This is a genomic window from Burkholderia sp. APQ4-4ca, assembly GCF_057837105.1.
In genome coordinates this window covers 130,165-154,039 of sequence record NZ_JBYQCG010000243.1, presented here as the reverse complement: position 1 = coordinate 154,039, position 23,875 = coordinate 130,165, and the positions used below count along the sequence as shown (strand labels likewise).

Sequence of the window (23,875 nt, the reverse complement as noted above, 5' to 3'; positions counted from 1 at the left end):
CGCCCTCGCCCGCAAACGAAAACGCCCGACGCCGGGCATCCGGCGTCGGGCGTGTCGGCCAACCATGACGGCGGACGGTGCGCCGTCAGCCTCCACCCGCGGGCACGGCCGCGCGCTTCGACGCGCCGTCCCGCTCGATCCGCTCGACGATGCGCGCGAGCCGAATGATGTCGGTCAGCGCGAAATCGGCCGCATCGGGCCGCGGCCGGCCGCACTGGTCGGCCATGCGCATCGCGAACGCGAGCGCCTCGGAACGCTCGCGCAGCAGCGCGCGCAATGCATCCGCGATCACCTGCCGGTCGCGCGGGTCATCCAGGCCCAGCACGGAACCGGCATCCGGCATCGCGAACGGGCCGGCCGCCAGCACGGCAACATCGGGCACGCGCATCGTGTTTCGTTCCATGATCTTCCTCTTTGTCGACTCGCGACCGACGGCGCGTCACCGCCGGTTCGAGCGCGACACCACGTCGATCCACACCGCGAGCACCAGCACCGCGCCCTTGACGATCATCTGCCAGTACGCGTCGACGTCGAGCATCGACATCCCGTTGTCGAGGCTCGCCATCACGAGCGCGCCGATCAGCGCGCCGTAGACGGTGCCCGACCCGCCGCGCATCGACGTGCCGCCGATGAAGCACGCGGCGATCGCATCGAGCTCGCCCATCGAGCCGGCGGACGGCGACCCGGCCGCGAGCCGCGCCGTGTTGACGAGGCCGGCGAACGCGCACATCAGCCCCATCAGCGCGAAGATCACGAGCTTCACACGATCGGTGTCCACGCCCGACAGCCGCGTCGCTTCCAGGTTCGACCCCACCGCATAGATGCGCCGGCCGAACACGGTCTGCGTCGCGATCCACGAGAACACGCCGAGCAGCACGAGCAGCAGCAGCACGGGCACCGGAATTCCGCCGTAACGGTCGAGCGTCGCGACGAACGCGAACAGCACGGCGCCGGCACCGACGATCTTCGCGACGTCCTGCCACAACGGCGCGACCGTGAGCCGATAGCGCCGCCGCGTGCCGCGCTGGCGCACCACCAGCAGCGTCGCGACCACGAACAGCAGCACCGCGAGGGCGTCCCCGGCAACGCGCGGCAGATAGCCCTGCCCGATGAACACGAAGCCGTCCGACACGGGCGCGATCGTCGAGCCGCCCGTCACGCCGAGCAGGATGCCGCGAAACGCGAGCATCCCGCCGAGCCCGACGATGAACGACGGCACGCGCCGATAGGTCGACCACCAGCCGTTGAAGAGCCCGATCAGCACGCCGAGCGCGAGCACGACCGGGACCGTCGCCGCGACCGGCCAGTGGCGGTTGACGTCGAGGATCGCGGCGACGCCGCCGAGCAGCCCGAGCAGCGAGCCGACCGACAGGTCGATCTCGCCCGCGATGATGACGAACACCATCCCGCACGCGAGCATGCCGGTGATCGACATCTGCCGCAGCAGGTTCGATACGTTGCGCGGCGTGACGAACGCGCCGTCCGTCAGCACCGAGAAGAACGCCCAGATCGCGACGACCGCGAACAGCAGCGCGAGCACCTTGTAGCGCGTGAAGACGTGGCGCAGCGCGAGCCGCGGCGCATGCCCGTCGGGACGACGCGCATCGGTATCCGGCGTCGCCGGGGTCGAGGAAGAAAGTTCGGAATTCATGTCGCACTCGCTGCGGTGGGTTCGGCGGCCGCCCGCGCGGGCTTCAGCGCGGCGGCGAGAATCTGTTCCTGCGTGAGGCCCTGGTTGACGAAATCGCCGCGCAGCTCGCCTTCACCGATCACCAGCACGCGATCGGCGAGGCCGAGCACTTCCGGCAGTTCCGACGACACGACGATCAGCGCGACGCCGCGCCTGGCCAGCGCGAAGATCAGCCGGTAGATCTCGGCCTTCGCGCCCACGTCGACGCCGCGCGTCGGTTCGTCGAGGATCAGCACCTGCGGCTCGGTCAGCAGCATCTTCGCGAGCACCGCCTTCTGCTGATTGCCGCCCGACAGGCTCGCGATCGACAGGAATGGATGCGCGGCGCGCACCGACAGCCGCTGCATCTCGGTGCGGATCGCGTCGAGCTCGGCGGCCGCGTCGATGCGCCCGCGCGCCGCGAAGCGCCGCAGCACCGCGAGCGTGATGTTGTGGCCCACGCCGAGCTGCGGCACGATGCCGTGGCGCTTGCGGTCCTCCGGCACCATCGCGATGCCGGCGCGGATCGCGTCGGCCGGCGAGCGGATCGCGAGCGGCCGGCCGTTCATCGTCACGCTCGCCGTGCACGCGCCCGGATACGCGCCGAAGATCGCCTGCATCAACTCGGTGCGGCCCGCGCCGACGAGCCCGGCGACGCCGACGATCTCGCCGCGCCGCACGCTGAACGACACGTCGTCGACGCGCTTGCGGCGCGCGTTCGTCACGTCGCGGCACGTCACGTGGCGCACGTCGAGCACGACGTCGCCGATCTCGTGCGGCTCGCGCGGATACAGGTCGCGGATCTCGCGGCCGACCATCATCGCGATGATGCGGTCGGTGGTCAGCGCGGCCATCGGCTCGGTCGCGACGTGGCGTCCGTCGCGGATCACGGTGACCGTGTCGCACACGGCCGCCACCTCGTCGAGCTTGTGCGAGATGTACACGCACGCCACGCCGCGCCGCTTCAGGTCGCGCACGATGTCGAGCAGGATCCGCGTTTCCGACGCGCTCAGCGACGACGACGGTTCGTCGAGGATCAGCAGCTTCGCCTGCTTGTTCAACGCCTTCGCGATCTCGATCAGCTGCTGGTGGCCGCCGCCGTAGTTCATCACCGGCTGCGCGACGTTGATCGCGTCGATCCGCGGTTCGTGCAGCAGTTCCTCCGCGCGCTGGACCATCGCCGCGAAGTGCATGCGCCCGCCCGGCAGCGTGATCTCGTTGCCGAGGAAGATGTTCTCGGCCACCGACAGTTCGGGCACGAGCATCAGTTCCTGATGGATGATCACGATGCCCGCGCGCTCGGTGTCGCGTATGCCGGATGCCGCGAGCGGCGCGCCTTCCCAGCGGATTTCGCCGTCCCACGTGCCGTGCGGGTACACGCCCGACAGCACCTTCATCAGCGTCGACTTGCCGGCGCCGTTCTCGCCGCACAGCCCGACGCATTCGCCGGGGCGCACGGTCAGGTCGATACCGTCGAGCGCCTTCACGCCGTCGAATGCCTTGACGATGCCGCGCATCGTCAGCAAGGGTTCCGTCATTCGTTCATGCCTCGCAGGATGCGCGCGGGCGCGACGGTGCGCCGCCCGCGCGTCGTGCCGTTACTGGCTCGCCAGCTGGGCCTGGGTATAGAAGCCGTCCTTCACGACGACGTCGACGTTGCGCTTGGTCAGCAGCGTCGGCTGCAGCAGCACCGTGTCGACCTTCTTCTTGTCGTTGTCGTATTGCGCGTTGAACGCGGGCTTCGTGCCCTTCGCGAGATCGACCGCGAGCTTCGCGGCTTCGCTCGCGATCAGCTTCAGCGGCTTGTAGACGGTCATCGTCTGCGTGCCGGCGATCACGCGCTTGACCGCGGCCAGATCCGCATCCTGCCCGGACACCGGCACCTTGCCGGCCAGATGCTGCGCGGCGAGCGCCTGGATCGCGCCGCCGGCCGTGCCGTCGTTCGATGCGACGATCGCGTCGATCTTGTTGTTGTTCGCGGTCAGCGCGTCCTCGACGATCCGCAGCGCGGTCGATGCGCTCCATTCGGGCACCCACTGCTGGCCGACGACCTTGATGTCGCCGCGGTCGATCGCGGGCTTGAGCACCTTCAGTTGTCCTTCGCGCAGCATCTTCGCGTTGTTGTCGGTCGGCGCGCCGCCCAGCAGGAAATAGTTGCCCTTCGGCTTCACGTCGTAGACGCCCTGCGCCTGCAGTTCGCCGACCTTCTCGTTGTCGAACGAGATGTATGCGTCGACGTCCGCGTCGAGGATCAGGCGGTCGTACGACACGACCTTGATGCCGGCCTTCTTCGCCTCGGCGACGACGTTGCCGAGCGTCTTCGAGTTGAACGGCACGATCACGATCACGTCGACGCCGCGCGAGATCAGGTTCTCGATCTGCGAAATCTGCCGCTCCTCGCTCGCATCGGCCGACTGCACCGACACCTTCGCGCCGAGCTTCGTCGCGGCCGCGACGAAATAGTCGCGATCGCGCGACCAGCGCTCGACGCGCAGATCGTCGATGCAGAAGCCGATCTCGGGCTTGTCCTTGCTCGCATGGGCGAGCGGCGAGCCCAGTGCGAGGATCGCCAGCGCGGCGGCGCCGGCAAGCGAACTCAATACGGTACGACGCGTCACGGATTTCATGTCTCCACTCCTTGTTATGGAACCACTCACGAACCGCGGGCGGCCGCCGGATTGCACCGCCCGCATCGAGTCACTGCGACGTGCGTCTCACGCGCCGGTCGCAAACACCGGTTCGAGCGCACGATACAGCGCGCGAAACGTCGGCCGCCGCACGTCGCGATACCATGCGTGCCGCTCGGGATCGGGCTCGCGCACCGCGACGACGGGTGGCTGCGGGCACACGTCGCCGAGCCGCGCATCGGGCTCGAGCGCGAGATGCGCGAGGCGCGCGGCGCCGAGCGCCGGCCCCACCTCGCCGCCCTCGCGCAGCGTCAGCGCGCGGCCGCTCAGATCGGCGAGCATCTGCGTCCAGTACGCGCTGCGCGAGCCGCCGCCGATCACGGTAATGCTGTCGGGGGCGAGCCCGGCCGCATGCAGCGCGTCGATGCCGTCGAGCAGCGCGAAGCCGACGCCTTCGAGCGTCGCGTTCGCGAAATCGGCGCGCCGCGTGTCGGGCGTGAGCCCATAGAACACGCCCTTCGCGTTCACGTCGTTGTGCGGCGTGGGGGGGGCGCTCAGGTACGGCAGGAACCACGGGCGGCTCGCGCGTGCGTGCGTTTCGGCGTCGTCGAGCAGCGCCGCGACGCCGTCGTAGCCGGCCAGTTGCGCGGTGAAGTCGATGCAGCCGGCCGCGTTCAGCATCACCGACATCAGATGCCAGGTATCGGGCAGCGCATGGCAGAAGCTGTGCACCGCCGATTCGGGATTCGCGCGAAACCCGTCCGACACCGCGAAATACACGCCCGACGTGCCGAGCGACAGCAGCGCGTCGCCGGGCCGCACGATCCCGACGCCGACCGCGCCGGCCGCGTTGTCGCCGCCGCCGGCCACCACCGGGATCTCGCGCAGGCCGAGCGCCCGTGCGACGGCCGGCAGCAGCGTGCCGGTGATGCGGTTGCCCTCGAAGACGGCCGGCATCTGCGTGCGCGACAGCCCGCAGGCGGCGAGCAGCGTATCGTCGTAATCGCGCTTCGCGACGTCGAGCCACAGCGTGCCCGCGGCATCCGACGGATCGGTGGCGAACGCGCCGGTCAGCCGGTAGCGCAGATAATCCTTCGGCAGCAGCACGTAGGCGATGCGCGCGAACACGTCGGGCTCGTGACGCCGCACCCACAGCAGCTTCGGCGCGGTGAAGCCCGGCATCGCGACGTTGCCGGCCACCGTGCGCAGCGACGGCGCGAGCCGTTCGAGTTCGTCGCACTCGGCGTCCGCACGCCCGTCGTTCCACAAAATCGCGGGGCGCAGCACGTCGCCGTGCGCATCGAGCAGCGTCGCGCCGTGCATCTGGCCGGTCAACCCGAGCGCGTCGATGTCGCGCGGATCGATGCCGGCCGAACGCGCATCCGCCACGACTGCGGCAAGCGCGCCGCAGGCGGCCTCCCACCAGTCGCGCGGCGCCTGCTCGGACCAGCGCGGCCGCGGCCGGCTCACCGTCAGCGGGCGGCTCGCGCTGGCGCGCACCGCGCCGTCGCGGTCGAGCAGCACCGCCTTCACGCCCGACGTGCCGAGATCGAGTCCGATGTACATGGCGTCAGCGCAGCCCGTAGATCGCCTGGTTCACGATGTTCTCCAGCCGCTCCTGCGCACCGCTCGCATGCCGCGGGTCCACACCGCGCGCGAGCGCGTCGGCCGCCAGCGACTCCAGCGTGTAGCCACCCGACAGGATCTTGCGGCCGAATTCATCGTCCCACCGCGCATAACGCTGCCGGCGCAGCGCGTCGAGCCGGTCGTTCTCGACCAGCACCGCCGCGCGTTCGAGCGCGAGCGCGAGCACGTCGATCGCGCCGACGTGGCCGTAGAACAGGTCTTCCGGATCGATGCTCTGGCGGCGCACCTTCGCGTCGAAGTTCATCCCGCCGGTCGTGAAGCCGCCGTGGCGCAGGATCTCGTAGAACGCGAGCGTCAGCTCCTCGACGCTGTTCGGGAACTGGTCGGTATCCCAGCCGTTCTGCGGATCGCCGCGGTTCGCGTCGACGCTGCCGAACACGCCGAGCGCGAACGCATTCGCGATCTCGTGATGGAACGAATGACCGGCGAGCGTCGCGTGGTTCGCCTCGATGTTCACGCGGATCTCGTTCTGCAGCCCGTACTGCACGAGAAAGCCGTGCACGGTCGCGACGTCGTAGTCGTACTGGTGCTTGGTCGGCTCCTGCGGCTTCGGCTCGATCAGCAGCGCGCCCTTGAAGCCGATCCGGTGCTTGTGCTCGACGACCATCGACAGGAAGCGGGCGAACTGGTCGCGCTCGCGCTTCAGGTCGGTATTGAGCAGCGTCTCGTAGCCTTCGCGTCCACCCCACAGCACGTAGTTCTCGCCGCCGAGCCGATGGGTCGCGTCGAGCGCGTGGCGCACCTGGGTCGCGGCCCACGCGAACACGTCGGGGTTCGGGTTCGTCGCGGCGCCCGCCGCGAAGCGCGGGTGCGAGAACAGGTTCGCGGTGCCCCACAACAACCGCACGCCGCTTGCCTCCTGGCGCTCGCCGAGATAGTCGGCCATTCGCGCGAAATTGGCCGCGTATTCGCGCAGGCTGTCGCCTTCCGGCGCGACGTCGGTGTCATGGAACGTATAGAACGGCGTGCCGAGCTTCGTGAAGAATTCGAATGCGGCGTCGGCCTTCATCCGCGCCCGTTCGAGCGCGTCGCCCGGCTGCTGCCACGGCCGCTGGAACGCGGGCTGACCGAAGATGTCGTGGCCGGGCCAGACGAACGTATGCCAGTAGCAGACCGCGATCCGCAGATGTTCGGCGAGCGTCTTGCCGAGCACGCGCTTGTCGGGGTCGTAATGGTGATACGCAAGCGGATTGTCCGACTGCGGGCCTTCGTAGCGAATCGCGGGAATGGGTTCGAAATACGACATGGCGTCTCCGTGCAGGTTCTTGTTGCAGCGCAACGCGCGTCGCGGCGACGCACGCGGCCGAATTCGGTTGGCTGGATCGTGCCCCCGCGCCTGCCGGCCGGCAATTGCGAAATTGCGCAGCGTGCTTGATGTTTCTTGCCAGTCGTACGCGTGCGGCCCGCGTTCCGTCCTACAATCGCCGTACACCAGACAACCGCGCCGCCTCCGCGAGCGCGCCCCGGAGACAACGGCACCGCGCCCGCCAGGCGCGCGCCCCGACACCGAGATGACACGCGCCCCATCCGCCCAGACGCCGCACCGCATCGCGCTGCTGTTCAACGCGAACAAGGTCTACGACCGCGAGATCATCAGCGGCATCGGCCAATACCTGCACACGACGCGCGTCGTGTGGGACCTGTTCCTCGAAGACGATTTCCGCTGCCGGCTCACCGGGATCGAACGTTTCGACGGCGACGGCATCATCGCGGACTTCGACGACCCGGCCGTCGCCGACGCGCTCGCCGGCTCGCCGCTGCCGATCGTCGCGATCGGATCGTCGTACGAGGATCCGGCGCAGTACCCGGACGATGTCCCATATATTGCGACGGACAACCCGAAGCTCGTGTCGCTCGCGTATACGCATCTGATCGGCGCCGGCCTCGCGCACTTCGCGATGTACAGCCTGCCGGTCGCGCAGGAGAACCGCTGGGCGCAGCAGCGCGAGCAGGCGTTCGACCGGCTCGCGCGCGCGGACGGGCTCGACGCGCCGATCTACCGCGGGCTGTCGACCAGCGCGTCGGGCTGGAATCACGCGATCGAGCAATTGGTCGACTGGCTGCATGCGCTGCCGAAGCCGGTCGGCGTGATCGCGGTGACCGATGCGCGCGCGCGGCATCTGCTGCAGGCGTGCCTGATCGCCGGCATCGCGGTGCCAGAACAGGTCGCGATCATCGGGATCGACAACGATCCGCTCACACGCACGCTGACGCGCATTCCGCTGTCGTCGGTGATCCAGGGCACCGAGGAAATGGGCCGCACCGCCGCGCACCTGCTGCACCGGATGCTACTGGGGGCGCGCTTTCCCGGGCAGCGCATTCTCGTGCCGCCGGTCGGCATCAACGTGCTCGAATCGACGCGCCACCAGCCGCTGGCGAGCCCGCACGTGATGCGCGCGCGGCATTTCATCCGTCAGTACGCGTGCCAGGGCATCAAGACCGAACAGGTCGCCGACTACGTCGGCGTGTCGCGCTCGCTGCTCGAGGAGCACTTCCGGCGCGAACTGCAGCGCACCGTCCATCAGGAGATCCTGCGTCACAAACTCGAAGCCGCGCAGGCGCTGCTCGCCGGCCGGCAGGCGTCAAGCGCCGAAGTCGCGATCCGTTGCGGGTTCACGTCGCTTCAATACATGTACGCGGTGTTCCGGCGCGAACTCGGCTGCACGCCGCGCGAATATCAGGACCGTGCGGCCGCCACGAACTGACACGCGCCGCCCATTCGACATCCACTCATGCACATCGATACCGAATCCTCACCTCTGACACCCGGCGCGGCACGCGTGCTGGCCGAGCCGTGGGGCACGCTGCCCGACGGCGAGCCCGTGCGGCGCTACACGCTGCGCAACGCGCACGGGATGCGCGTCGTCGTCAGCGACCTCGGCGCGACCGTCGTGTCGTGGCTCGCGCCCGATCGCACCGGGCGCCTGGCCGACATCGTGCTCGCGCACGACACGCCGGCCGAGTACCTCGCATCCGGCGCCTATCTCGGCGCGACCGTCGGCCGCTGGGCGAACCGGATCGCCGGCGCGCGCTTCACGCTCGACGGCGTCGATTACCTGCTCGACCGCAACGAAAACGGCAATCTGCTGCACGGCGGCGCGAACGGTTTTCATCGCGCGCGCTGGGACGTGGTCGACGATAGCGGCGCGCTCACGCTGCGGCTCGATTCGCCGGAAGGCGATGCGGGATTCCCCGGCAACGTGAGCGTGCAGGTGCGCTATACGCTCGACGACGACGGCACGCTGACGATCGATTATTCGGGGTGGACCGATGCGCCGACGCCGCTGAACCTGACGAACCACAGCTACTTCAACCTGAACGGGCGCGCGGGCAGCGACGTGCGCGGCCATCTGCTGCACATCGACGCCGACGCGTTCCTCGAAGTGGACGACGCGCTGATCCCGACCGGCACGGCCGACGTGACGGGCACGGCGTTCGATTTCCGGCAAAGCGCGCCGCTCGGCGCACGTCTGGACTGGCCGCATGCGCAACTGGCGCGGGCGCGCGGCTTCGATCATTGCTACGTCGTGGGCAACGGCGCGCGCGAGGTCCGGCCGGTCGCGCGAATCTACGATCCCGAAAGCGGCCGCGAGTTGATCGTGTCGACCGATCAGCGCGGTTTGCAGCTCTATACGGGCAACTATCTCGACGGCCTGCGCGTGAGCGGCGGCACGCGCTGCGGGCAGCACGCGGCGCTGTGCGTCGAGGCGGGCGGCTTTCCGGACCAGGTCAACATGGACGGCCTGCGCGACGACGTGATCGTTCGTCCGGGCGACGTCTATCGGCAGACCACGCGGTATCGGGTCGCCGTTCACGCATAGTGCGGAAGGCGGCATCGTCGACACTGGGGGGCCGCGCCGACATCGACCGCTGCTGCATGATCCGGCTTTCGTCGCGCAGCGCATGCGCGACGCGTTTCGACGCGTCGTCACGCATCCGCGCCGACGGCGTGGAACAGTTCCTCCTCCTGCGCGCAATGCAGGCGTACGATCGCGTCGAGCCCGTACAGCACGCGTTGAATCGCCTGAACCTGCATGGCGTCCGTCCCGTCGCGCGACAGGTCCGCGACCATCTGCCTGAGCGATCGGACCAACGTGAAGATCTCCCGATGGGCGCCGCTCATCGCCGCGAGCGGATCCTCACCCCCGAGCAACGGCGCAAGACGCGCGTAGACCTCCCGGTCGTCGGCGCGCTCGTGCGGCAGCAGCCGTTGATCCAGCGCGTCGACGACGTCGGCAAGCTCGCTGGCGATGCCGGCTCCAGATAGTTGCGGCAAGCGGCCCGCGAGTTCCCTGATCCGGTCCAGCAACGGCGACAAGGCCGCGTGCTCGCGCTTGAGTTGCTCGACGTCGACATCGGCCAGCCGGGTTTCAGGCCGCCGCGGGCGCACGAGCAGCACGCGCAGCGCATTGACGATCACGACGACGTCGACGACTTCCTGAATCACCGCACCGGCAATCGGCGGCAGATATCCCGCCGCCGCGATCGCCATCGCGACGATCGACAACGACATGCCGACCACCACGCTCTCGAGCGCGATCCGGCGCGATCGACGGGCGATGCGCACCGCATCCACGAGTCGATCCAGCCGATCCACCAGCAAGACCACGTCGGCGGCTTCGGATGACGCGGCCGCGCCACGCGCGCCCATCGCGATGCCGACGTCTGCCGCCGCCAGCGCCGGCGCGTCGTTCACGCCGTCGCCGACCATGATCGTCACGCCGTCCTTGCGGGCGGCCTGGATCGCGGCAAGCTTGTCCGCCGGCGTCTGTTCGGCGCGCACGTCGGTGACGCCGAGCAGTTCGCCGACGGCCCGGGCAATGTCGCGCCGGTCGCCGGTCAGCATGACGAGGCGCTCGACGCCCTCGCGTTTGAGCAGCCGTAACGCCCGCGGCGTTTCCAGCCGCACCTGGTCGGCCATCTGGATCGCGCCGACCATGACGCCATCGACGCCGACGAACACGGCAGCCCCGCCCGCGTTGCCGACCCGCTTCAGGAATGCCCCGCTCCACGGGGCATCCGCCGAGCCGGCGCGGACGTATCCGAACTTGCCGATCCTGACGGGCCGGCCGTCGACCCGGCCGGTCACGCCCTCGCCGGCCGTTTCGAGGACGTGCGACGGCGGCGACAGGTCGATTCGGCGTTCTCGCGCCGCGACCGTCAGTGCATCGGAAATGACGTGGCCCGACGCCTGGGCCAACGATGCCGCGAAACGCAGCACGTCGTCCGTTCCGATGCCGGCACCGCATTCGATCGCCACGATGCGGGCGCGCCCGCCCGTCAGCGTGCCGGTCTTGTCGAAGAACAGGATCGTCGCTTGCGCCAGGCGTTCAAGCGCGCCCCCGCCTTTGACGAGGATGCCGCGCTTCGAACAGCGCGACAGGCCGGACACGATCGCGACCGGCACGGCGAGGATCAACGGACAAGGCGTGGCGACGACGAGCACGGCGAGCGCGCGCGCGACGTCGCCGGTCAGCAGCCACGCGATGCCGGCGACGAGCAGCGCGGCGCACACGAAGAACGCGGCGTAACGATCCGCGAGACGCACGGACGGGCCGCGCTCGTGTCGAGCGCGCTCGACCATGCGGACGATGCCTGCGAACGTGCTGTCGCCAGCCGTGGTGCGGGCGACCATTTCGAACGGCGCGCCTGCGTTGACCGCGCCGCCGCAGACGTTTTCCCCGGAACGTCGCCGCTGGGTGGACGACTCGCCGGTCAGCATCGATTCGTCGAGCTCCGCGTCGCCGGTCAACGTGCCGTCGACCGGCGCGCATTCGCCGCTACGCACGAGCAGCCTGTCACCCGGAATAATGGTGTCCGGCGCGACGGCACGCCATTCGCCGTTCTCGAACCGGGTCGCCTGCCGGGGCGCGCGACCGAGCAGCGCGGTCATCTCGCGTTGCGCGCGATCTTGCGCATACCGTTCCAGCGTCCGGCCGCTTGCGAGCATCAACGCGATGACCGCGGCCGTCAGCGTCTCGTCGAGCGCGATTGCGAGGCCGATTGCCAGCCATGCGAGCACGTCGATACCGGCCTGCCGTTTCACCACGGCCCTTGCAAGGGAGACCGTCAACGCGAGCAAGACCGGCACCGTACCCAGCAGCCACACCACCCGCGCGAGCGAAGGCAGGCCGAATGCCGCGCACATGCCGCCTGCCGCGAGCGTAACGGCCGCCAGGACCAGCAACGCGAGCTCGATCGACCAGGGAATTCGGGACATGACCATTCTTCCGGTTGCCGTGCAAGGCGGGTTCGGCGCATCCGGTTCCGGTTGCGGAGGGCCGATCGCAGTGTGGCTAGCGGTCCGGTTGCGCCTGCGGGCCGGCGCACCCCGTACACAGACGCATCGTCCCGCGCCGGTCAGGGTCGTGCCACGAAAAGCGCACATCGACGGCCCCCCGCGCCGGGACGACGACGCGCCGGACTTCCTGAACGGCCCGGTCGTGCACGGACACGGTGTATCTCCCCGGCGGCACGCGCGCGAACAGGAACGGCCCGCGCGTGCGAACGTCGAGCACCGTCGACTTGCCCGACGACAGCGAGACATCGACATCGGAAAGATACTGGCCGGACTTCGAGGCGAACGTGAGCCGCAGGTTATATCGAGGCGCAACGTCGCGAAACGCGGTGACCTCGTCCTGGCCGATTCCGCCGGTGATATAAGCGACACCGTTGCGCACGACCGGTTCGGTCGACGTGTCGGCCAGCGCGCTCGCGCCGACGTTCAGCAGGCACGCTGCCAGCAGCAGCATCTTCACGGTTGGGGCACCCATCTTCACTCTCCTGATTGACCACGCACCTCGCGCATGCGTATCGAGGACGATGCCAGCGTCGCGCGAAACCACGATCTCCCGTTGACGCATGTCAAGTGCGCGGCAGTCGACGAGCACGCAGCCGGGGCAGTCACCGCGATAAAACCATCGCGCCCCGTCGTCCCGAGCGGCGCCGCCGCCAATACTGGAGACGTGACAGGACACAACATGTCGCGGCCGGGGCGCGGTTCTTCCGCCCCGCCGCCGGATCGAGGAGCTGGCGATGATTCAATCGTCGATCGCGACCTTCATCCGGGCCTGCCGGTCAGCGCGGCACCGCGACAGGATCGTAGCGATTGCGCGGGTTCCACAGCATCCAGCCATCCGTGCCTGCCGCATCGGCCGCGTCGACCTGGGCGCGAATCTCGTCGGCATCGAACAGCCGGCGATCGAATGCATAGTCGCGAAACGCCTGGAGCCACGGCCTGAACCGGACACCGTCCAGCCCGGTGCGGCGCTTCGCCTCCTCCAGCGACCGCGAAACGATCTCGCCCGGATGCTCGGTCGGTTTCCGGCAACCGGGCAGGCCCCACGTGAAGCCGGACGGATACAGCATCGGCGACACGTAGTCCACCACCGGCACGAGCGCATCGAGCCGCTGTCCGATTGCCGTATCGTCGGCGTTCCAGCAGACGTACCCAAAGATATCGGCCGACAGGTAGAGGTTGTACGGCTGCAGCCGCGCGCGCGCACCGGTGAGGAATCCGCTGATCGCCGCGACCCGGTTGGGTTCGGTATTCGGCTCGGCGAACCGCAGGCCGTTGGCGTCGGGAAACCGCAGGTAGTCGAACTGGATTTCGTCGAAGCCCATGCGGGCCGCCTCTTCGGCGACATCGTAATTGTGCTGCCACGCCGCGCGCGACGTCGGGTCGATCCAGCGCTGATGCTCGCGGTCTTCCCAGATCTCGCCGGCCGCGTCGCGCACGGCCCACTCGGGATGGGCGCGCGCGAGCGGATCGTCCTTGAACACGACGATGCGCGCGATCAGGTAAAGGCCGCGTGCGTGGAACGTCCGCAGCAGGTCCGGCAGATCGGGCGGATGAACGATCGCGCCGGATACATTGTTCGCCGCGCCGGAAATCTCACGCGCCTGGCTGCGATAAGGCGTCACGCCGCTGTCGCCCTTCACGTCGATGACGAGCGCATTGATCGCCGTCTTGTCCCGGAGGGCCAGCGCCGCGTCGCGCAGCGTGCGATCCGCGACGCCGTATGCGGACAGGTAGACCGCTTTCGGGCGCATCGGCGTCATGCGGATCGTGTGCGCGACCGCGGCCGGCGTCAGCGTGACTTCCGTTCGCGCGTAGCCCGCCGCACGCACGCTGACGCGTGTCCCGTTCGCATCGAGCTCCAGTGAAAACGCGCCATCGCGATCCGCGGTCCGGTTCACGCCCGCCGCGTGGCCGATCGCGCCGGCCAGCGGACGCCCGTTCGTGGCATCGACAACGTTGATCGCGACGGGCGCCGCCCGGACGGCGAAACCGGCGAGCGACACGAGCAGACAGACGAACAGGCGCTCAATCACGGTTTTCTCCGGCGGTTCTCAGTATTCCGTTCATGCATCGTGTGTCGCACGCGTCCGTCATCAGATAGCGCGGCAACGCCATGGCCGGGTCGGTGACACGAACGGGGCGGGCATCGAGCGTGAACGCCGCGACATAGCCTTCGCGAGCGGCGAGCGCGTCGGTCTGCGCATCGTGGATGCCGAACGGCCAGGCCAGCAGACTGACCGGCTCGCCGGTTTCGGCCTCGAGCCGCGCGCGCGACCGGCTCAGCTGGAACGACACGAAACGCCGGTAGTCGTCCGGCGCGAGCCGGGCACGCTCGCTGCGGAAATTCGGATGCCAGACCGTATGCGACTCGATGTCGAATCCGCCGGCCCGCCCGAGCGTGCGGAGTTGGTCCCACGTCATCGCGTAGCGGGCATTGGAGATGGCCGACGGATAGATGAACAGCGTGACCGGCGCCGGATGCGCCGCCAGCAACGGGCGCAGCACCTCGTACACCGAGCGGTGACCGTCGTCGACCGTGATCGCGACCGCGCGCGCCGGCACGGCATCGCGCTGGCCGTCATGCCAGCGTACGACGTCGGCGAGCGGCACGATGCGGTAGCCGTTCGCCTCGATCGCCTGCAACTGGTCGCGGAACGTGTCGACGCGCACCGTCATCGAATCCAGGCGCGCGGACGCGAACCGGTGGTAGGCCAGGATCAGCACGCGCTGCGGTGGAGAAGCGATCGACGCGACGTCGGCGGACGCAACCGGCCACACGCACGACAACAACAGCAGGCAGGCGATCAGTCGAAAGGCCATGGCGGATCTCGTCGAACAGGTGCCCCATTTTTTGCGATCGCGCCGTGCCATCCGCTGAGCCAGATCAACGATCGATCGCGGCGTCGGCGCGCTTGACGCGCATCAAGCCGCAACGGGCGACAGTCGGCTGCAATGGGGGCGTCGCACGCGTGTGCCCGGCCTGCCGGCCAGGTCCCGCGGCATCGCGCAGACGGGAACGTGCCGTTTCCGTTCGACTACACCCCCCGGGCGCTGCGACATGCGGTCGCCCTGCCCATCGATTCGTTCGCCATGTCCAGAGCGCCACGTCTGCCGTTCACGTCGAGCCGGGGAGCCGCACGACGAAAAGCCATGCAATTCGATCGCGCGTTGCGTCGGCCTGCCACATACTCCCACCCCGCCGGCCGGATCGTACGGATCGAAACCCATCTGTCCGTCGTCTATCTGGCGGGGCGCTACGCATACAAGCGCATCAAGCCCGTTCGATTCGCGTTCGTCGATCTCGTCCGCCCCGCGCAGCGTCGCCGCTGCGCACTGGCGGAGTGCACGCTCAACCGGCCGTTCGCCGGCCCGCTTTACCTGGGCGTCTGGCCGATCGTGGCGCGCGGCCGGCGCAGCGCCTTCGGCCCGCCCGTGCAAACCGGCGCGCGCCGCTATCGACAGCAGGCGGTGCCCGGCGAGTACGTGGTGCGGATGCGCCGGTTCGACGCGCAGGCCATGTTGTCGGTCCGCAGCGCATCGCACGGCGCGGGGCTGGCGGACGCGGACGCCCTCGCGGATACACTGGCCCGCCATCATCTGCACGCGCCGCGCCGTGCGCCGCGCGGCCGCCCGGGCAGCGCGGCCAGCGTCGTGGCTCAATGCCGGCAGTTGTGCGACACGCTCGACGTCACGGTGCCCGGGGAAGTTGCGCTGCGCCGCTGGTACGAGGCCGAGCTGGCCCGCGTCGCACCGCAGTTCGCCGAGCGGCATGCACGCGGATTCGTGCGCGCGTGCCACGGCGATCTGCATCTCGACAACGTCGTCCGCTGGCGCAACCGCATCCTGATGTTCGACTGCATCGAGTTCGACGACACGCTGCGCTGGATCGACGTGGCGAGCGACCTCGCGTTTGCGCTGATGGATTATTCCGCCCGCGGGCGAGCCGACTGCGCCCGCCGCCTCCTGTCCGAATGGCTCGCCCGCACGGGCGACCATGCGGCGCTGGGCGTGCTGCCGTGCTACTTCGTCTATCGCGCGCTGGTGCAGGCGATGACTGCGCGGCTGCGCGGCGACGACGCGGCCCGCCGTCGGTATCTGCGGATTGCGTCGGACATGGCGCGGGCACGGTGCGATGTGCAACCGGCATTGCTGCTGTGCCATGGCGTGTCCGGTTCGGGCAAATCGGTGGCCAGCCGCGCGCTGGCGGAACAGATCGGCGCGATCCGGCTGTCCAGCGACGCCGAACGCAAGCGCGACGCCCGCGCGCCCGAGCACACCCGGCTGTCCGCTGCCGCTTACGCGGATTCGGCGATCGACGCGATCTACGAAAGACTGCGTGAGCAGGCCGGCGTGGTCCTCGGCAGCGGCTACACGGCGATCGTCGACGCAACGTTCCTGCGCCGGCGCCACCGCGCGGCCTTCATCTCGCTCGCCGCGCGGCTCGGCGTACGCGTCGCGGTTCTCGATTTCGTCGCGAGCCGGGCAACGCTCGTCGCGCGTGTCGCGGCGCGGGCCGAGCGCGGGCACGATGCGTCCGACGCCGATACGGCCGTACTGGCCCGGCAGATCGACCAGGCCGAGACGCTGGCCCCGGCCGAGGCCGCGATCGCGATCCGCTTCGATACCGATTGCGACGCCGCGGCATACGGCGACCGCGCATTCTGGGCGCCGTTGTTCGCGGTGCTACGCGCGCAGCCGCGCGTTGTGCGGCCCGCGTGAAACGGCCCCCCGCGTTCACGGAGGGCGCCGGGCCGGCGACGTTACGCGCGCAAACGCTGCTCCCCGATCTGACGCGTCGCATCGCACGGGATGGGAGCGCGCACGGTCGACGGCCGAACGGGCGCGTAGGATCGTCTTAATCGAACAGCCCGGCGTAACGGCCCCGGTCGGTCACGACGCGCAGCGCCTGATCCGCGCCGCGCGGATCGAGATGAGCCTCGCGTTTCAGTTCAGGTCGACGATGACGCTCGTACAGGTGTCCGGCGCCGTATCGATATACGCGCGAAGGGGTGGATGAGCAGGCACGTCGCAACCCTCCCTGACGTACACCGCATCATCCACGCTGTTTTTCCTCGAAATACGGCTGGCGTGCCGCCACGAGGCGTAGTTCGTCGAGCAGCGCGGCGGCCGCGCGCAGCAGGTCGTCGAGCGACACGATGCCGACCAGCGCACCGCCGTCGCCCACTACCGGCAATCGGCGTACGCCATGCTGGCGCATCCGCTTCGCGAGCAGCCAGAGATCGTCGTCGACGTCCGCGACGGCGACCGGGGCCGACATGATGTCGCCGACGAACAATGAACCGGCCGGCGCGTCGGGGCCGACGACGGCGAGCACGATGTCCCGGTCGGTCAGCATGCCGACCGGCTCGTATCGTCCTTCTCTTTCACGTACGACGACCAGATCGCCGGCGTGTGCATCGCGCATCATCGCGGCCGCCTCGACGACGGTCATCTGCGCGGAACACATGGCGACATCGCGGGTGCAAAGCATCGCGGCATTCATGTTCCCTCCCCTGCCCGGGCGACGCGGGCCGTCGGTCGACTCGCGATCGACCCGCGCGAACATCGATCTTCGCTCTTGCAGCACGAGCGGTGTTGACGCCGGTCATCAAGCGCACGCATGCACCCCAAACAACCGGCGATTCGTCTGACGCAATGCCATCCGACGCCGCGGTTTCGCGTGCCCGTCAGGCCCCGTCAAGTTGATCGAAACGCCGCCGTTACGCCACGCCGAAGCAATCCTTGCACACGTCGAACGACTCTGATGGGTTCGCGCCGCCCGCCCGTCAGCTTGCCTGCGCAACCAGTTCGGCATGAATCCGCTCGACGTCGTCGCGCGTGCACAGTGCCGTCCCCGGATGCTCGACCGATGCCGCCGACGCCGCCAGCGCGTAGCGGCACGCATCGTCGAACGGCACGCCGCGCGCCAGCGCCCACACCATGCCGCCGACGAAACTGTCGCCGGCGCCGACCGTGCTGCATACCGCCGCCGGCCTGCCGGGCAGGCGCAGCGTGCGATCGCGCGTGACGACCCATGCGCCGCGCGCGCCGAGCGTCAACGCGACGATGTCGGCGTGGCCGCGCGCCACGAGTTCGCTCGCCTTCCGGCATGCCGACGTGTCGTCGAGCGATTCGCCGGCCAGCGCGCTCAGTTCGCCGATACTGGGCTTGACGAGATGCACGCCGGCCTCGAGGGCCGCCTGCAGCGCCCGGCCCGCCGCGTCGACCACCACGCGGCTGCCTCTGGCCTTCGCCGTCCGCGCCAACGTCGCGTAGAGATCGTCGGGGGCGCCGGGCGGCAGGCTGCCGCTCAGGACGAGATAGCGCGGCGCCGGTTGCATCGCGTCGATGCGCGCCGCGCAGTCGCGCCACTCGGCCTGCGTGAGCGTCGGCCCCGGCATCAGGAAGCGGTATTCGCGCCCGGTCGCCGTCTCGGTCACGCACACGTTCTCGCGGGTCTCGCCGGCGATCCGGATGCGCTCGCTCGGCAGATGCTCGGCTTCGAGCAGCCGCGTCAGGACGTCGCCGGTCGGCCCGCCGGCGAGGTACAGCGCGACGCAATCGCCGCCGAGCCGGTGAACGGTCCGGGCGACGTTGATTCCGCCGCCGCCGGGGTCGCGCCGCGGCCGCGCGCAGCGCAGCTTGTGCGACTCGACGATGTGCTCGACCGACGTAGCAACATCGACGGCGGGATTCAACGTGACGGTCACGATGTCGGTCATGGTGGGTGGCTCTCGGTCGATGGCGGGGACGCCCCGCCGGCTTCTCGGAACGGACGCCGGCGCGGCGACGCCCGGCAACCGATGCACGCCGGCCGTGGCTCCACCTTACGTTCAATGCCGGCCACCGCGTTGACCGCCGTCAAGCCACGCCGCGAAGGCGCTCGCTTGCGCTCGATCAACGACGCGTCCGGGCGGGCTCCTACAGTGAGTCATTCATCGTTGCCGAGCCCCGCCATGGACGAGCAGCCGCTTTGCACCACCGTGTTCACCGAACGCTATGCGCGGCCCGGCGAAACGTCTCGCGAGGCCCTCTTCCATCGCGTCGCGCAGGCGCTGTCGCTCGCCGAGCCGGCCGAGCTGCGCGCCCAGGCGGCGCGCGCATTCTTCCGGAACCTGCAGCGCGGCGCGATCGGCGCGGGCCGCATCCTCGCGAATGCCGGCGCGGATACCGGCGGAACGATGGTCAACTGCTTCGTCCATCCGCTCGCGATGCCGCCGGGTGCGCCATGGCGCGACATCGATGCAGCACTCGCGCGTGCGCTCGACGACGCACGGCTCACGCTGTTGATGGGCGGCGGAATCGGCTACGACTTCTCGCCGATGCCGCCTGCCGGCGCGTACGAACGGCGCGTGTCGTCCGAACGGGGTGCATGCGTCGCGATCGACCGCTTCGACGCGATGTGCCGGACGCTGCCGTTCACCGGCCCGCGCCGGGGCGCGCAAATGGGGGTGCTGCGCTGCGATCATCCGGATCTCGCGGCCTTCGTCGCCGCCAAACGCGGACGGGCGCGCTGGCCGACGTTCAACCTGTCGGTCGGCGTCACCGATGCGTTCATGGAGGCAGTCCGGCAGGACCTGCCCTGGGCGCTCGTCCATCACGCGCGGCCCCTTTCCGGGGCCGGCGCACGGCCCCGGCGGCCGGACGGACGATATCTTTACGCGACGATTCCGGCACGCACGCTCTGGCACGAGATCGTCGGCGCGGCGCGCGACAGCGCGGAGCCGGGGCTGCTGTTCCTCGACACGATCCGCGACGCGAATCCGCTGCGCGAACACGAGCGGATCGACGCGACGAACCCGTGCGGCGAGCAGCCGCTGCCGCCGTACGGCAGTTGCGTGCTCGGGCCGATCGACCTGTCGCGTTTCGTCCATCATCCGTTCGGGGTCGACGGCACGCCGCGCTTCGATTTCCCCGGGCTCGCCGACGCGGTGCGCATCCAGGTGCGCATGCTCGACAACGTGCTCGACCTGAGCGCGTGGCCGCTCGCCGCGCACGCCCACGAGGCGCGGCGCACGCGCCGCATCGGCGTCGGCGTCACCGGCCTGGGCGACGCGCTGACGATGCTGCGGCTGCGATACGACGGTGCACCAGCGCGGGCGTTCGCACGCGGGATCGCGCTGACGATGCGCGAGCATGCGTTCGCCGCGTCGGCCGCGCTTGCCGCCGAGCGCGGCGCGTTTCCCGCGTACGACCCCGCCGCCTATCTGACCGGCCCCGCGCATCGCATGCCGCTGCCGCTGAAGGTGCACCACGCGATCGCGCGGCACGGGCTGCGCAACAGCCACCTGCTGTCGTTCGCGCCGGCCGGCAGCGTGAGTCTCGCGTTCTGCGACAACTGTTCGAACGGGATCGAGCCGGCGCTCGGCTGGACCCAGCGGCGCCTCGTGCGCACCGCGGACGGACGGGTGCGGCCGTTTCGTGTCGAGAATCACGCTTACCGGCTGTTTCGCGACCTGCACGGCGGCACCGTCAGGCTGCCGGATTATTTCGTCACGGCGGCGGACATCGCGCCGGTCGATCATGTCGCGATGCTCGCGGCGCTGCAGCCGTGCGTCGACGCCGGCATCTCGAAGACCGTGACGCTGCCGGCGCGGTGTTCCCTCGCGGACGTCGACGCTCTGTTCTTCCAGGCATGGCGTGACGGGCTCAAGGGCATCACGGTGTTTCGGCCCGATCCGCGGCTCGCGTCGGTCGTGACCGCCGACGCGGCGCAGGCGCGGCGCGAGCGCCCGGTCTGCATCGGCTGTTGAACGGCGCACGCAGACCAGCGGCCGACGCTTGGCGCGACCGGGCGACCGTTCGTTCAGACGCGGGCTTCCGTGGCCATTTCCGTGTCGGCCTGCGTGGGCCGCCGCGCGTCGCCGGTATCGCCGGTATCGCCCGCCGGCGTGATGAGCGCCATCAGCCCGTCGTGATCGATCGATTCGTGCTGCAGCAAGCTGCGCGCGATCCGCTCCAGCGCATCGCGGTGCGCGCCGAGCGTCGCCGTGACCCGCGCGTGCGCGTCGTCGAGCAGCGCGCGCACCTCTTCATCGATCAGTTGCGCGGTGTGCTCGCTGCAATGGCCGTCGCCCGGTGTCCACACGGCCGGCGCGCCGCCCTGCGATACCGCGTCGTCGAGCGTCATCAACCCGATCCGGTCGCTCATCCCGTACTGCATGACCATGTGCCGCGCGAGCGCGGTCGCGCGTTCGAGATCGTTCTGCGCGCCGGTCGATACGTCGCCGAACGCGAGTTCCTCGGCCACCCGCCCGCCGAGCAGGACATCGAGCCGGTCGAGCAGTTCGCTCCTGCGCAGCACGTAGCGATCCTCGGTCGGCACCTGCTGCGTATAGCCGAGCGCCGCGATCCCGCGCGGGATGATCGACACCTTCTTCACCGGATCGCAATGCGCGCGGCTTTGCGCGACGAGCGCGTGCCCGGCTTCGTGATAAGCGATGGTCCGCTTCTCCTGTTCGTTCATCACGCGGCTCTTGCGCTCCATGCCCGTCAATGCGCGGTCGATCGCTTCGTCGAAATCGGCCATCGCGATCGCCGGCTTGTCGAGTTCGGCCGCATGCAGCGCGGCTTCGTTGACGACGTTCGCGAGATCGGCGCCGACGAAGCCCGGCGTGCGTTGCGCCAGCTCCGCGAGGTCGACTTCCGGCGCGAGCTTCACGCGCTTCGTATGGACGGCCAGGATCTGCTTGCGGCCGGTCAGGTCCGGCCGGTCGATCGCGATGTGCCGGTCGAACCGCCCGGGGCGCAGCAGCGCGGGATCCAGGATTTCCGGCCGGTTGGTCGCGGCCATGATGATGACGCCCGAATTCGCCTGAAAACCGTCCATCTCGACCAGCAGTTGATTGAGCGTCTGTTCGCGCTCGTCGTTGCCGGACATCAGCCCGACGCCGCGCGCCTTGCCGAGCGCGTCGAGCTCGTCGATGAACACGATGCACGGCGCCTTCTGCTGCGCCTGTTCGAACAGGTCGCGCACGCGGGCCGCGCCCACGCCGACGAACATCTCGACGAATGCCGATCCGCTGATCGTGAAGAACGGCACACCGGCCTCGCCGGCGACGGCGCGTGCCAGCAGCGTCTTGCCGGTGCCCGGCGCGCCGACGATCAGCACGCCCTTCGGGATCTTGCCGCCGAGCCGCTGATAGCGTTCGGGGCTGCGCAGGAACGCGACGATCTGCTGCAACTCGGCCTTCGCCTCGTCGATCCCCGCGATGTCGTCGAACGTGATGCCGGTTTCCTGCTGCACGTACACGCGCGCCTGGCTCTTGCCCATGCCGCTCAGGTCCCTCATCCCGCCCGGCCGCCGCATCATGAAGTTCCAGGCCAGCACGAGCACGAGCATCGGCAGCAGCCACGTCGCGAGCATCGCGATCCAGCCCGAATCCGGCACGCCGCGATAGCGGATGCCGGCTGCCGTCAGCGCGGCGACCAGATGGTCGTCGCCGACGCGGTTCGTCGTGAAGCGCCACGGCGGCCCTGCCTTCTTGACGGCGCCCGCGTCGGACGCCGGCAGCATGGTGGCGGCCTGCGGCATGCGCAGCACGCCCGAGATCGACGCCTGACCGATTTCGAGCTCGTCGACGAGCCGCGCGTCGACGAGCCGATGAAAATCGCTGTACGAAATCGATGTCGTCGCCGGCTGGGCCGACAGCAATTGATAGGCGACCAGGACCGCGAACGCGATCGGGATCATCAACCCGGCGTAGTCGAAGGTTTTCTTCATGACGTCGAGGCTGTGCGCCGAACCCGCGACCGCTCAGGCCGCGTCACGGGTCCAGTTCGCGCGCGGCGCAGATAATTGCGGCCGGGGCCGGAATGCGAACGATTCATGGCGGCTTCTCCGTGGTAGCGGACGGTACAGGCGCGACGCTCACGCGACGGTCAACCGGTCGACGACCTCGCGCACGCCCCTGACCGACGCCGCCGCGCCGCACGCGGCACGCCTTTCCGCCAGCGACGCGACCGTGCCCGTCAGCGTGACGATGCCGTCGTCCGCATCGATCGCGATCCCGGCGGATTCGCGCTGCGCGCGACGGGCCAGCGCTTCGGCAATCCGCGTGCCGACGTCGGGCACCGTCTGGTCGGCCCGCACCCGAATGCGGTTCGCGACGCCGACGACGCCTTTCATCCGGCTCACCATCTTTTCCGCCGCACGGCTCTGGAACGCATGATCGACCTCGCCGTCGAGCGTCACGCAGCCGTGATCGACTTCGACGCGAATCCGGTGATCGCGCAATGCCTCCTGCCAGCCGAGCGCGAACGTGATCGCGATCGCCAGTTCGTGGTCGGCGCAGGCATCCTCCGGCGGCTCGACGTTCAGTTCGAGCACCAGCGCACGCGCATCCGCGACATGCAGCGCGGTTTTCTGCGCCTCGAGCTTCCGGGCCCAGCTGTCGACCGTGCCGCGCAGCGTCACGATCCGGTCGCGCACGTCGACGTCGATCCGGCGCGAATCGATCGCCGGATTCCAGAACAGCGCCTGCTCGACATCCTGCTTGAGTGCTGCATCGGACTTCATGTCGGTCTCCCGTCCTGGCGCGTGCCGATCGCGAAGCGTGCGACCGGACGTGCGCCGTACCCGATTCAGCATCGCGCATGGCGGCGCCGGCGGCTTGACGAGGATCAACCAAC

General features: G+C 69.5%; 18 protein-coding genes. 4 read left to right on the top strand and 14 right to left on the bottom strand.

Annotation, left to right across the window (positions count from 1 at the left end; genetic code table 11):
* Nucleotides 1-85 precede the first annotated feature (85 nt).
* The 6 genes from AC3IFE_RS33195 to xylA form a co-directional block, all read right to left on the bottom strand.
* The gene (locus AC3IFE_RS33195; RefSeq protein WP_301737010.1) at nucleotides 86-403 is read right to left on the bottom strand and encodes a hypothetical protein; all 318 of its coding nucleotides are present in this window, start codon (nucleotides 401-403) and stop codon (nucleotides 86-88) included.
* Between the two features lie 36 nt (nucleotides 404-439).
* Nucleotides 440-1,651: a sugar ABC transporter permease gene (locus AC3IFE_RS33190; RefSeq protein WP_089471385.1), complete on the bottom strand. Its 1,212-nt coding sequence runs from the start codon at nucleotides 1,649-1,651 to the stop codon at nucleotides 440-442.
* On the bottom strand, nucleotides 1,648-3,207 hold the full coding sequence (gene xylG, locus AC3IFE_RS33185; protein ID WP_489194571.1) for a D-xylose ABC transporter ATP-binding protein: 1,560 nt from the start codon (nucleotides 3,205-3,207) through the stop codon (nucleotides 1,648-1,650). Before xylG ends, AC3IFE_RS33190 begins: the two co-directional genes overlap by 4 nt.
* A 60-nt stretch (nucleotides 3,208-3,267) precedes the next feature.
* The gene (xylF, locus tag AC3IFE_RS33180; protein WP_489194569.1) at nucleotides 3,268-4,296 is read right to left on the bottom strand and encodes a D-xylose ABC transporter substrate-binding protein; all 1,029 of its coding nucleotides are present in this window, start codon (nucleotides 4,294-4,296) and stop codon (nucleotides 3,268-3,270) included.
* Between the two features lie 87 nt (nucleotides 4,297-4,383).
* Nucleotides 4,384-5,862: a xylulokinase gene (xylB, locus tag AC3IFE_RS33175; protein WP_489194567.1), complete on the bottom strand. Its 1,479-nt coding sequence runs from the start codon at nucleotides 5,860-5,862 to the stop codon at nucleotides 4,384-4,386.
* 4 nt (nucleotides 5,863-5,866) lie between these two features.
* Nucleotides 5,867-7,189, bottom strand: coding sequence for a xylose isomerase (xylA, locus tag AC3IFE_RS33170; RefSeq protein ID WP_489194565.1), 1,323 nt, complete (start codon nucleotides 7,187-7,189; stop codon nucleotides 5,867-5,869).
* A 265-nt stretch (nucleotides 7,190-7,454) separates the two neighbouring features.
* Here xylA and AC3IFE_RS33165 point away from each other — a divergent pair, with 265 nt between their 5' ends.
* Entirely contained in the window at nucleotides 7,455-8,648 is a 1,194-nt protein-coding gene (locus tag AC3IFE_RS33165) for a XylR family transcriptional regulator (RefSeq protein ID WP_301737014.1), read from the top strand.
* 27 nt (nucleotides 8,649-8,675) lie between these two features.
* Entirely contained in the window at nucleotides 8,676-9,764 is a 1,089-nt protein-coding gene (locus AC3IFE_RS33160; RefSeq protein ID WP_489194563.1) for an aldose epimerase family protein, read from the top strand.
* A 107-nt stretch (nucleotides 9,765-9,871) separates the two neighbouring features.
* Here the strand turns inward: AC3IFE_RS33160 and AC3IFE_RS33155 are convergent, their stop codons facing one another.
* From AC3IFE_RS33155 to AC3IFE_RS33140, 4 genes are all read right to left on the bottom strand, one after another.
* Nucleotides 9,872-12,169: a heavy metal translocating P-type ATPase gene (locus AC3IFE_RS33155; protein WP_489194703.1), complete on the bottom strand. Its 2,298-nt coding sequence runs from the start codon at nucleotides 12,167-12,169 to the stop codon at nucleotides 9,872-9,874.
* A 70-nt stretch (nucleotides 12,170-12,239) separates the two neighbouring features.
* A complete protein-coding gene (locus AC3IFE_RS33150) occupies nucleotides 12,240-12,716 on the bottom strand; it encodes a hypothetical protein (RefSeq protein WP_089471391.1) in 477 nt (158 codons plus the stop codon).
* Nucleotides 12,717-13,020: 304 nt separating this feature from the next.
* Nucleotides 13,021-14,277 (bottom strand): putative glycoside hydrolase, encoded by a 1,257-nt coding sequence (locus AC3IFE_RS33145; protein WP_089471392.1) that lies wholly within the window; start codon nucleotides 14,275-14,277, stop codon nucleotides 13,021-13,023.
* Entirely contained in the window at nucleotides 14,270-15,064 is a 795-nt protein-coding gene (locus tag AC3IFE_RS33140) for a polysaccharide deacetylase family protein (protein WP_089471393.1), read from the bottom strand. The genes AC3IFE_RS33145 and AC3IFE_RS33140 overlap by 8 nt, the downstream gene beginning before the upstream one ends.
* 330 nt (nucleotides 15,065-15,394) lie before the next feature.
* Here AC3IFE_RS33140 and AC3IFE_RS33135 point away from each other — a divergent pair, with 330 nt between their 5' ends.
* Complete coding sequence (locus AC3IFE_RS33135) at nucleotides 15,395-16,963, top strand: bifunctional aminoglycoside phosphotransferase/ATP-binding protein (protein ID WP_489194560.1); 1,569 nt, start codon at nucleotides 15,395-15,397, stop codon at nucleotides 16,961-16,963.
* Nucleotides 16,964-17,297: 334 nt separating this feature from the next.
* Here the strand turns inward: AC3IFE_RS33135 and AC3IFE_RS33130 are convergent, their stop codons facing one another.
* Entirely contained in the window at nucleotides 17,298-17,747 is a 450-nt protein-coding gene (locus AC3IFE_RS33130) for a CBS domain-containing protein (RefSeq protein ID WP_089471719.1), read from the bottom strand.
* Between the two features lie 283 nt (nucleotides 17,748-18,030).
* Nucleotides 18,031-18,966, bottom strand: coding sequence for a 1-phosphofructokinase family hexose kinase (locus tag AC3IFE_RS33125; protein ID WP_489194558.1), 936 nt, complete (start codon nucleotides 18,964-18,966; stop codon nucleotides 18,031-18,033).
* A gap of 234 nt (nucleotides 18,967-19,200) precedes the next feature.
* On the opposite strand from AC3IFE_RS33125, the gene AC3IFE_RS33120 reads away from it, so the two are divergent.
* Nucleotides 19,201-20,997 (top strand): adenosylcobalamin-dependent ribonucleoside-diphosphate reductase, encoded by a 1,797-nt coding sequence (locus tag AC3IFE_RS33120; RefSeq protein WP_489194556.1) that lies wholly within the window; start codon nucleotides 19,201-19,203, stop codon nucleotides 20,995-20,997.
* 53 nt (nucleotides 20,998-21,050) lie between these two features.
* Here the strand turns inward: AC3IFE_RS33120 and ftsH are convergent, their stop codons facing one another.
* Together ftsH and AC3IFE_RS33110 are read right to left on the bottom strand one after the other, a co-directional pair.
* Nucleotides 21,051-22,967 carry an ATP-dependent zinc metalloprotease FtsH gene (ftsH, locus tag AC3IFE_RS33115; RefSeq protein ID WP_489194554.1) on the bottom strand — a complete coding sequence of 639 codons (1,917 nt, stop codon included), beginning with the start codon at nucleotides 22,965-22,967 and terminating at the stop codon, nucleotides 21,051-21,053.
* Nucleotides 22,968-23,114: 147 nt separating this feature from the next.
* Complete coding sequence (locus AC3IFE_RS33110; protein ID WP_489194552.1) at nucleotides 23,115-23,762, bottom strand: BON domain-containing protein; 648 nt, start codon at nucleotides 23,760-23,762, stop codon at nucleotides 23,115-23,117.
* Nucleotides 23,763-23,875 lie beyond the last annotated feature (113 nt).

Coding starts and splice junctions, on each gene's coding strand:
- AC3IFE_RS33155 (WP_489194703.1), bottom strand. CDS start 12,169: ATGGTCATGTCCCGAATTCCCTGGTCGATCGAGCTCGCGTTGCTGGTC.
- ftsH (WP_489194554.1), bottom strand. CDS start 22,967: ATGAAGAAAACCTTCGACTACGCCGGGTTGATGATCCCGATCGCGTTC.
- AC3IFE_RS33125 (WP_489194558.1), bottom strand. CDS start 18,966: ATGACCGACATCGTGACCGTCACGTTGAATCCCGCCGTCGATGTTGCT.
- AC3IFE_RS33160 (WP_489194563.1), top strand. CDS start 8,676: ATGCACATCGATACCGAATCCTCACCTCTGACACCCGGCGCGGCACGC.
- AC3IFE_RS33195 (WP_301737010.1), bottom strand. CDS start 403: ATGGAACGAAACACGATGCGCGTGCCCGATGTTGCCGTGCTGGCGGCC.
- AC3IFE_RS33135 (WP_489194560.1), top strand. CDS start 15,395: ATGCAATTCGATCGCGCGTTGCGTCGGCCTGCCACATACTCCCACCCC.
- xylA (WP_489194565.1), bottom strand. CDS start 7,189: ATGTCGTATTTCGAACCCATTCCCGCGATTCGCTACGAAGGCCCGCAG.
- AC3IFE_RS33110 (WP_489194552.1), bottom strand. CDS start 23,762: ATGAAGTCCGATGCAGCACTCAAGCAGGATGTCGAGCAGGCGCTGTTC.
- xylG (WP_489194571.1), bottom strand. CDS start 3,207: ATGACGGAACCCTTGCTGACGATGCGCGGCATCGTCAAGGCATTCGAC.
- xylB (WP_489194567.1), bottom strand. CDS start 5,862: ATGTACATCGGACTCGATCTCGGCACGTCGGGCGTGAAGGCGGTGCTG.
- AC3IFE_RS33150 (WP_089471391.1), bottom strand. CDS start 12,716: ATGGGTGCCCCAACCGTGAAGATGCTGCTGCTGGCAGCGTGCCTGCTG.
- AC3IFE_RS33120 (WP_489194556.1), top strand. CDS start 19,201: ATGGACGAGCAGCCGCTTTGCACCACCGTGTTCACCGAACGCTATGCG.
- AC3IFE_RS33140 (WP_089471393.1), bottom strand. CDS start 15,064: ATGGCCTTTCGACTGATCGCCTGCCTGCTGTTGTTGTCGTGCGTGTGG.
- AC3IFE_RS33165 (WP_301737014.1), top strand. CDS start 7,455: ATGACACGCGCCCCATCCGCCCAGACGCCGCACCGCATCGCGCTGCTG.
- xylF (WP_489194569.1), bottom strand. CDS start 4,296: ATGAAATCCGTGACGCGTCGTACCGTATTGAGTTCGCTTGCCGGCGCC.
- AC3IFE_RS33190 (WP_089471385.1), bottom strand. CDS start 1,651: ATGAATTCCGAACTTTCTTCCTCGACCCCGGCGACGCCGGATACCGAT.
- AC3IFE_RS33130 (WP_089471719.1), bottom strand. CDS start 17,747: ATGAATGCCGCGATGCTTTGCACCCGCGATGTCGCCATGTGTTCCGCG.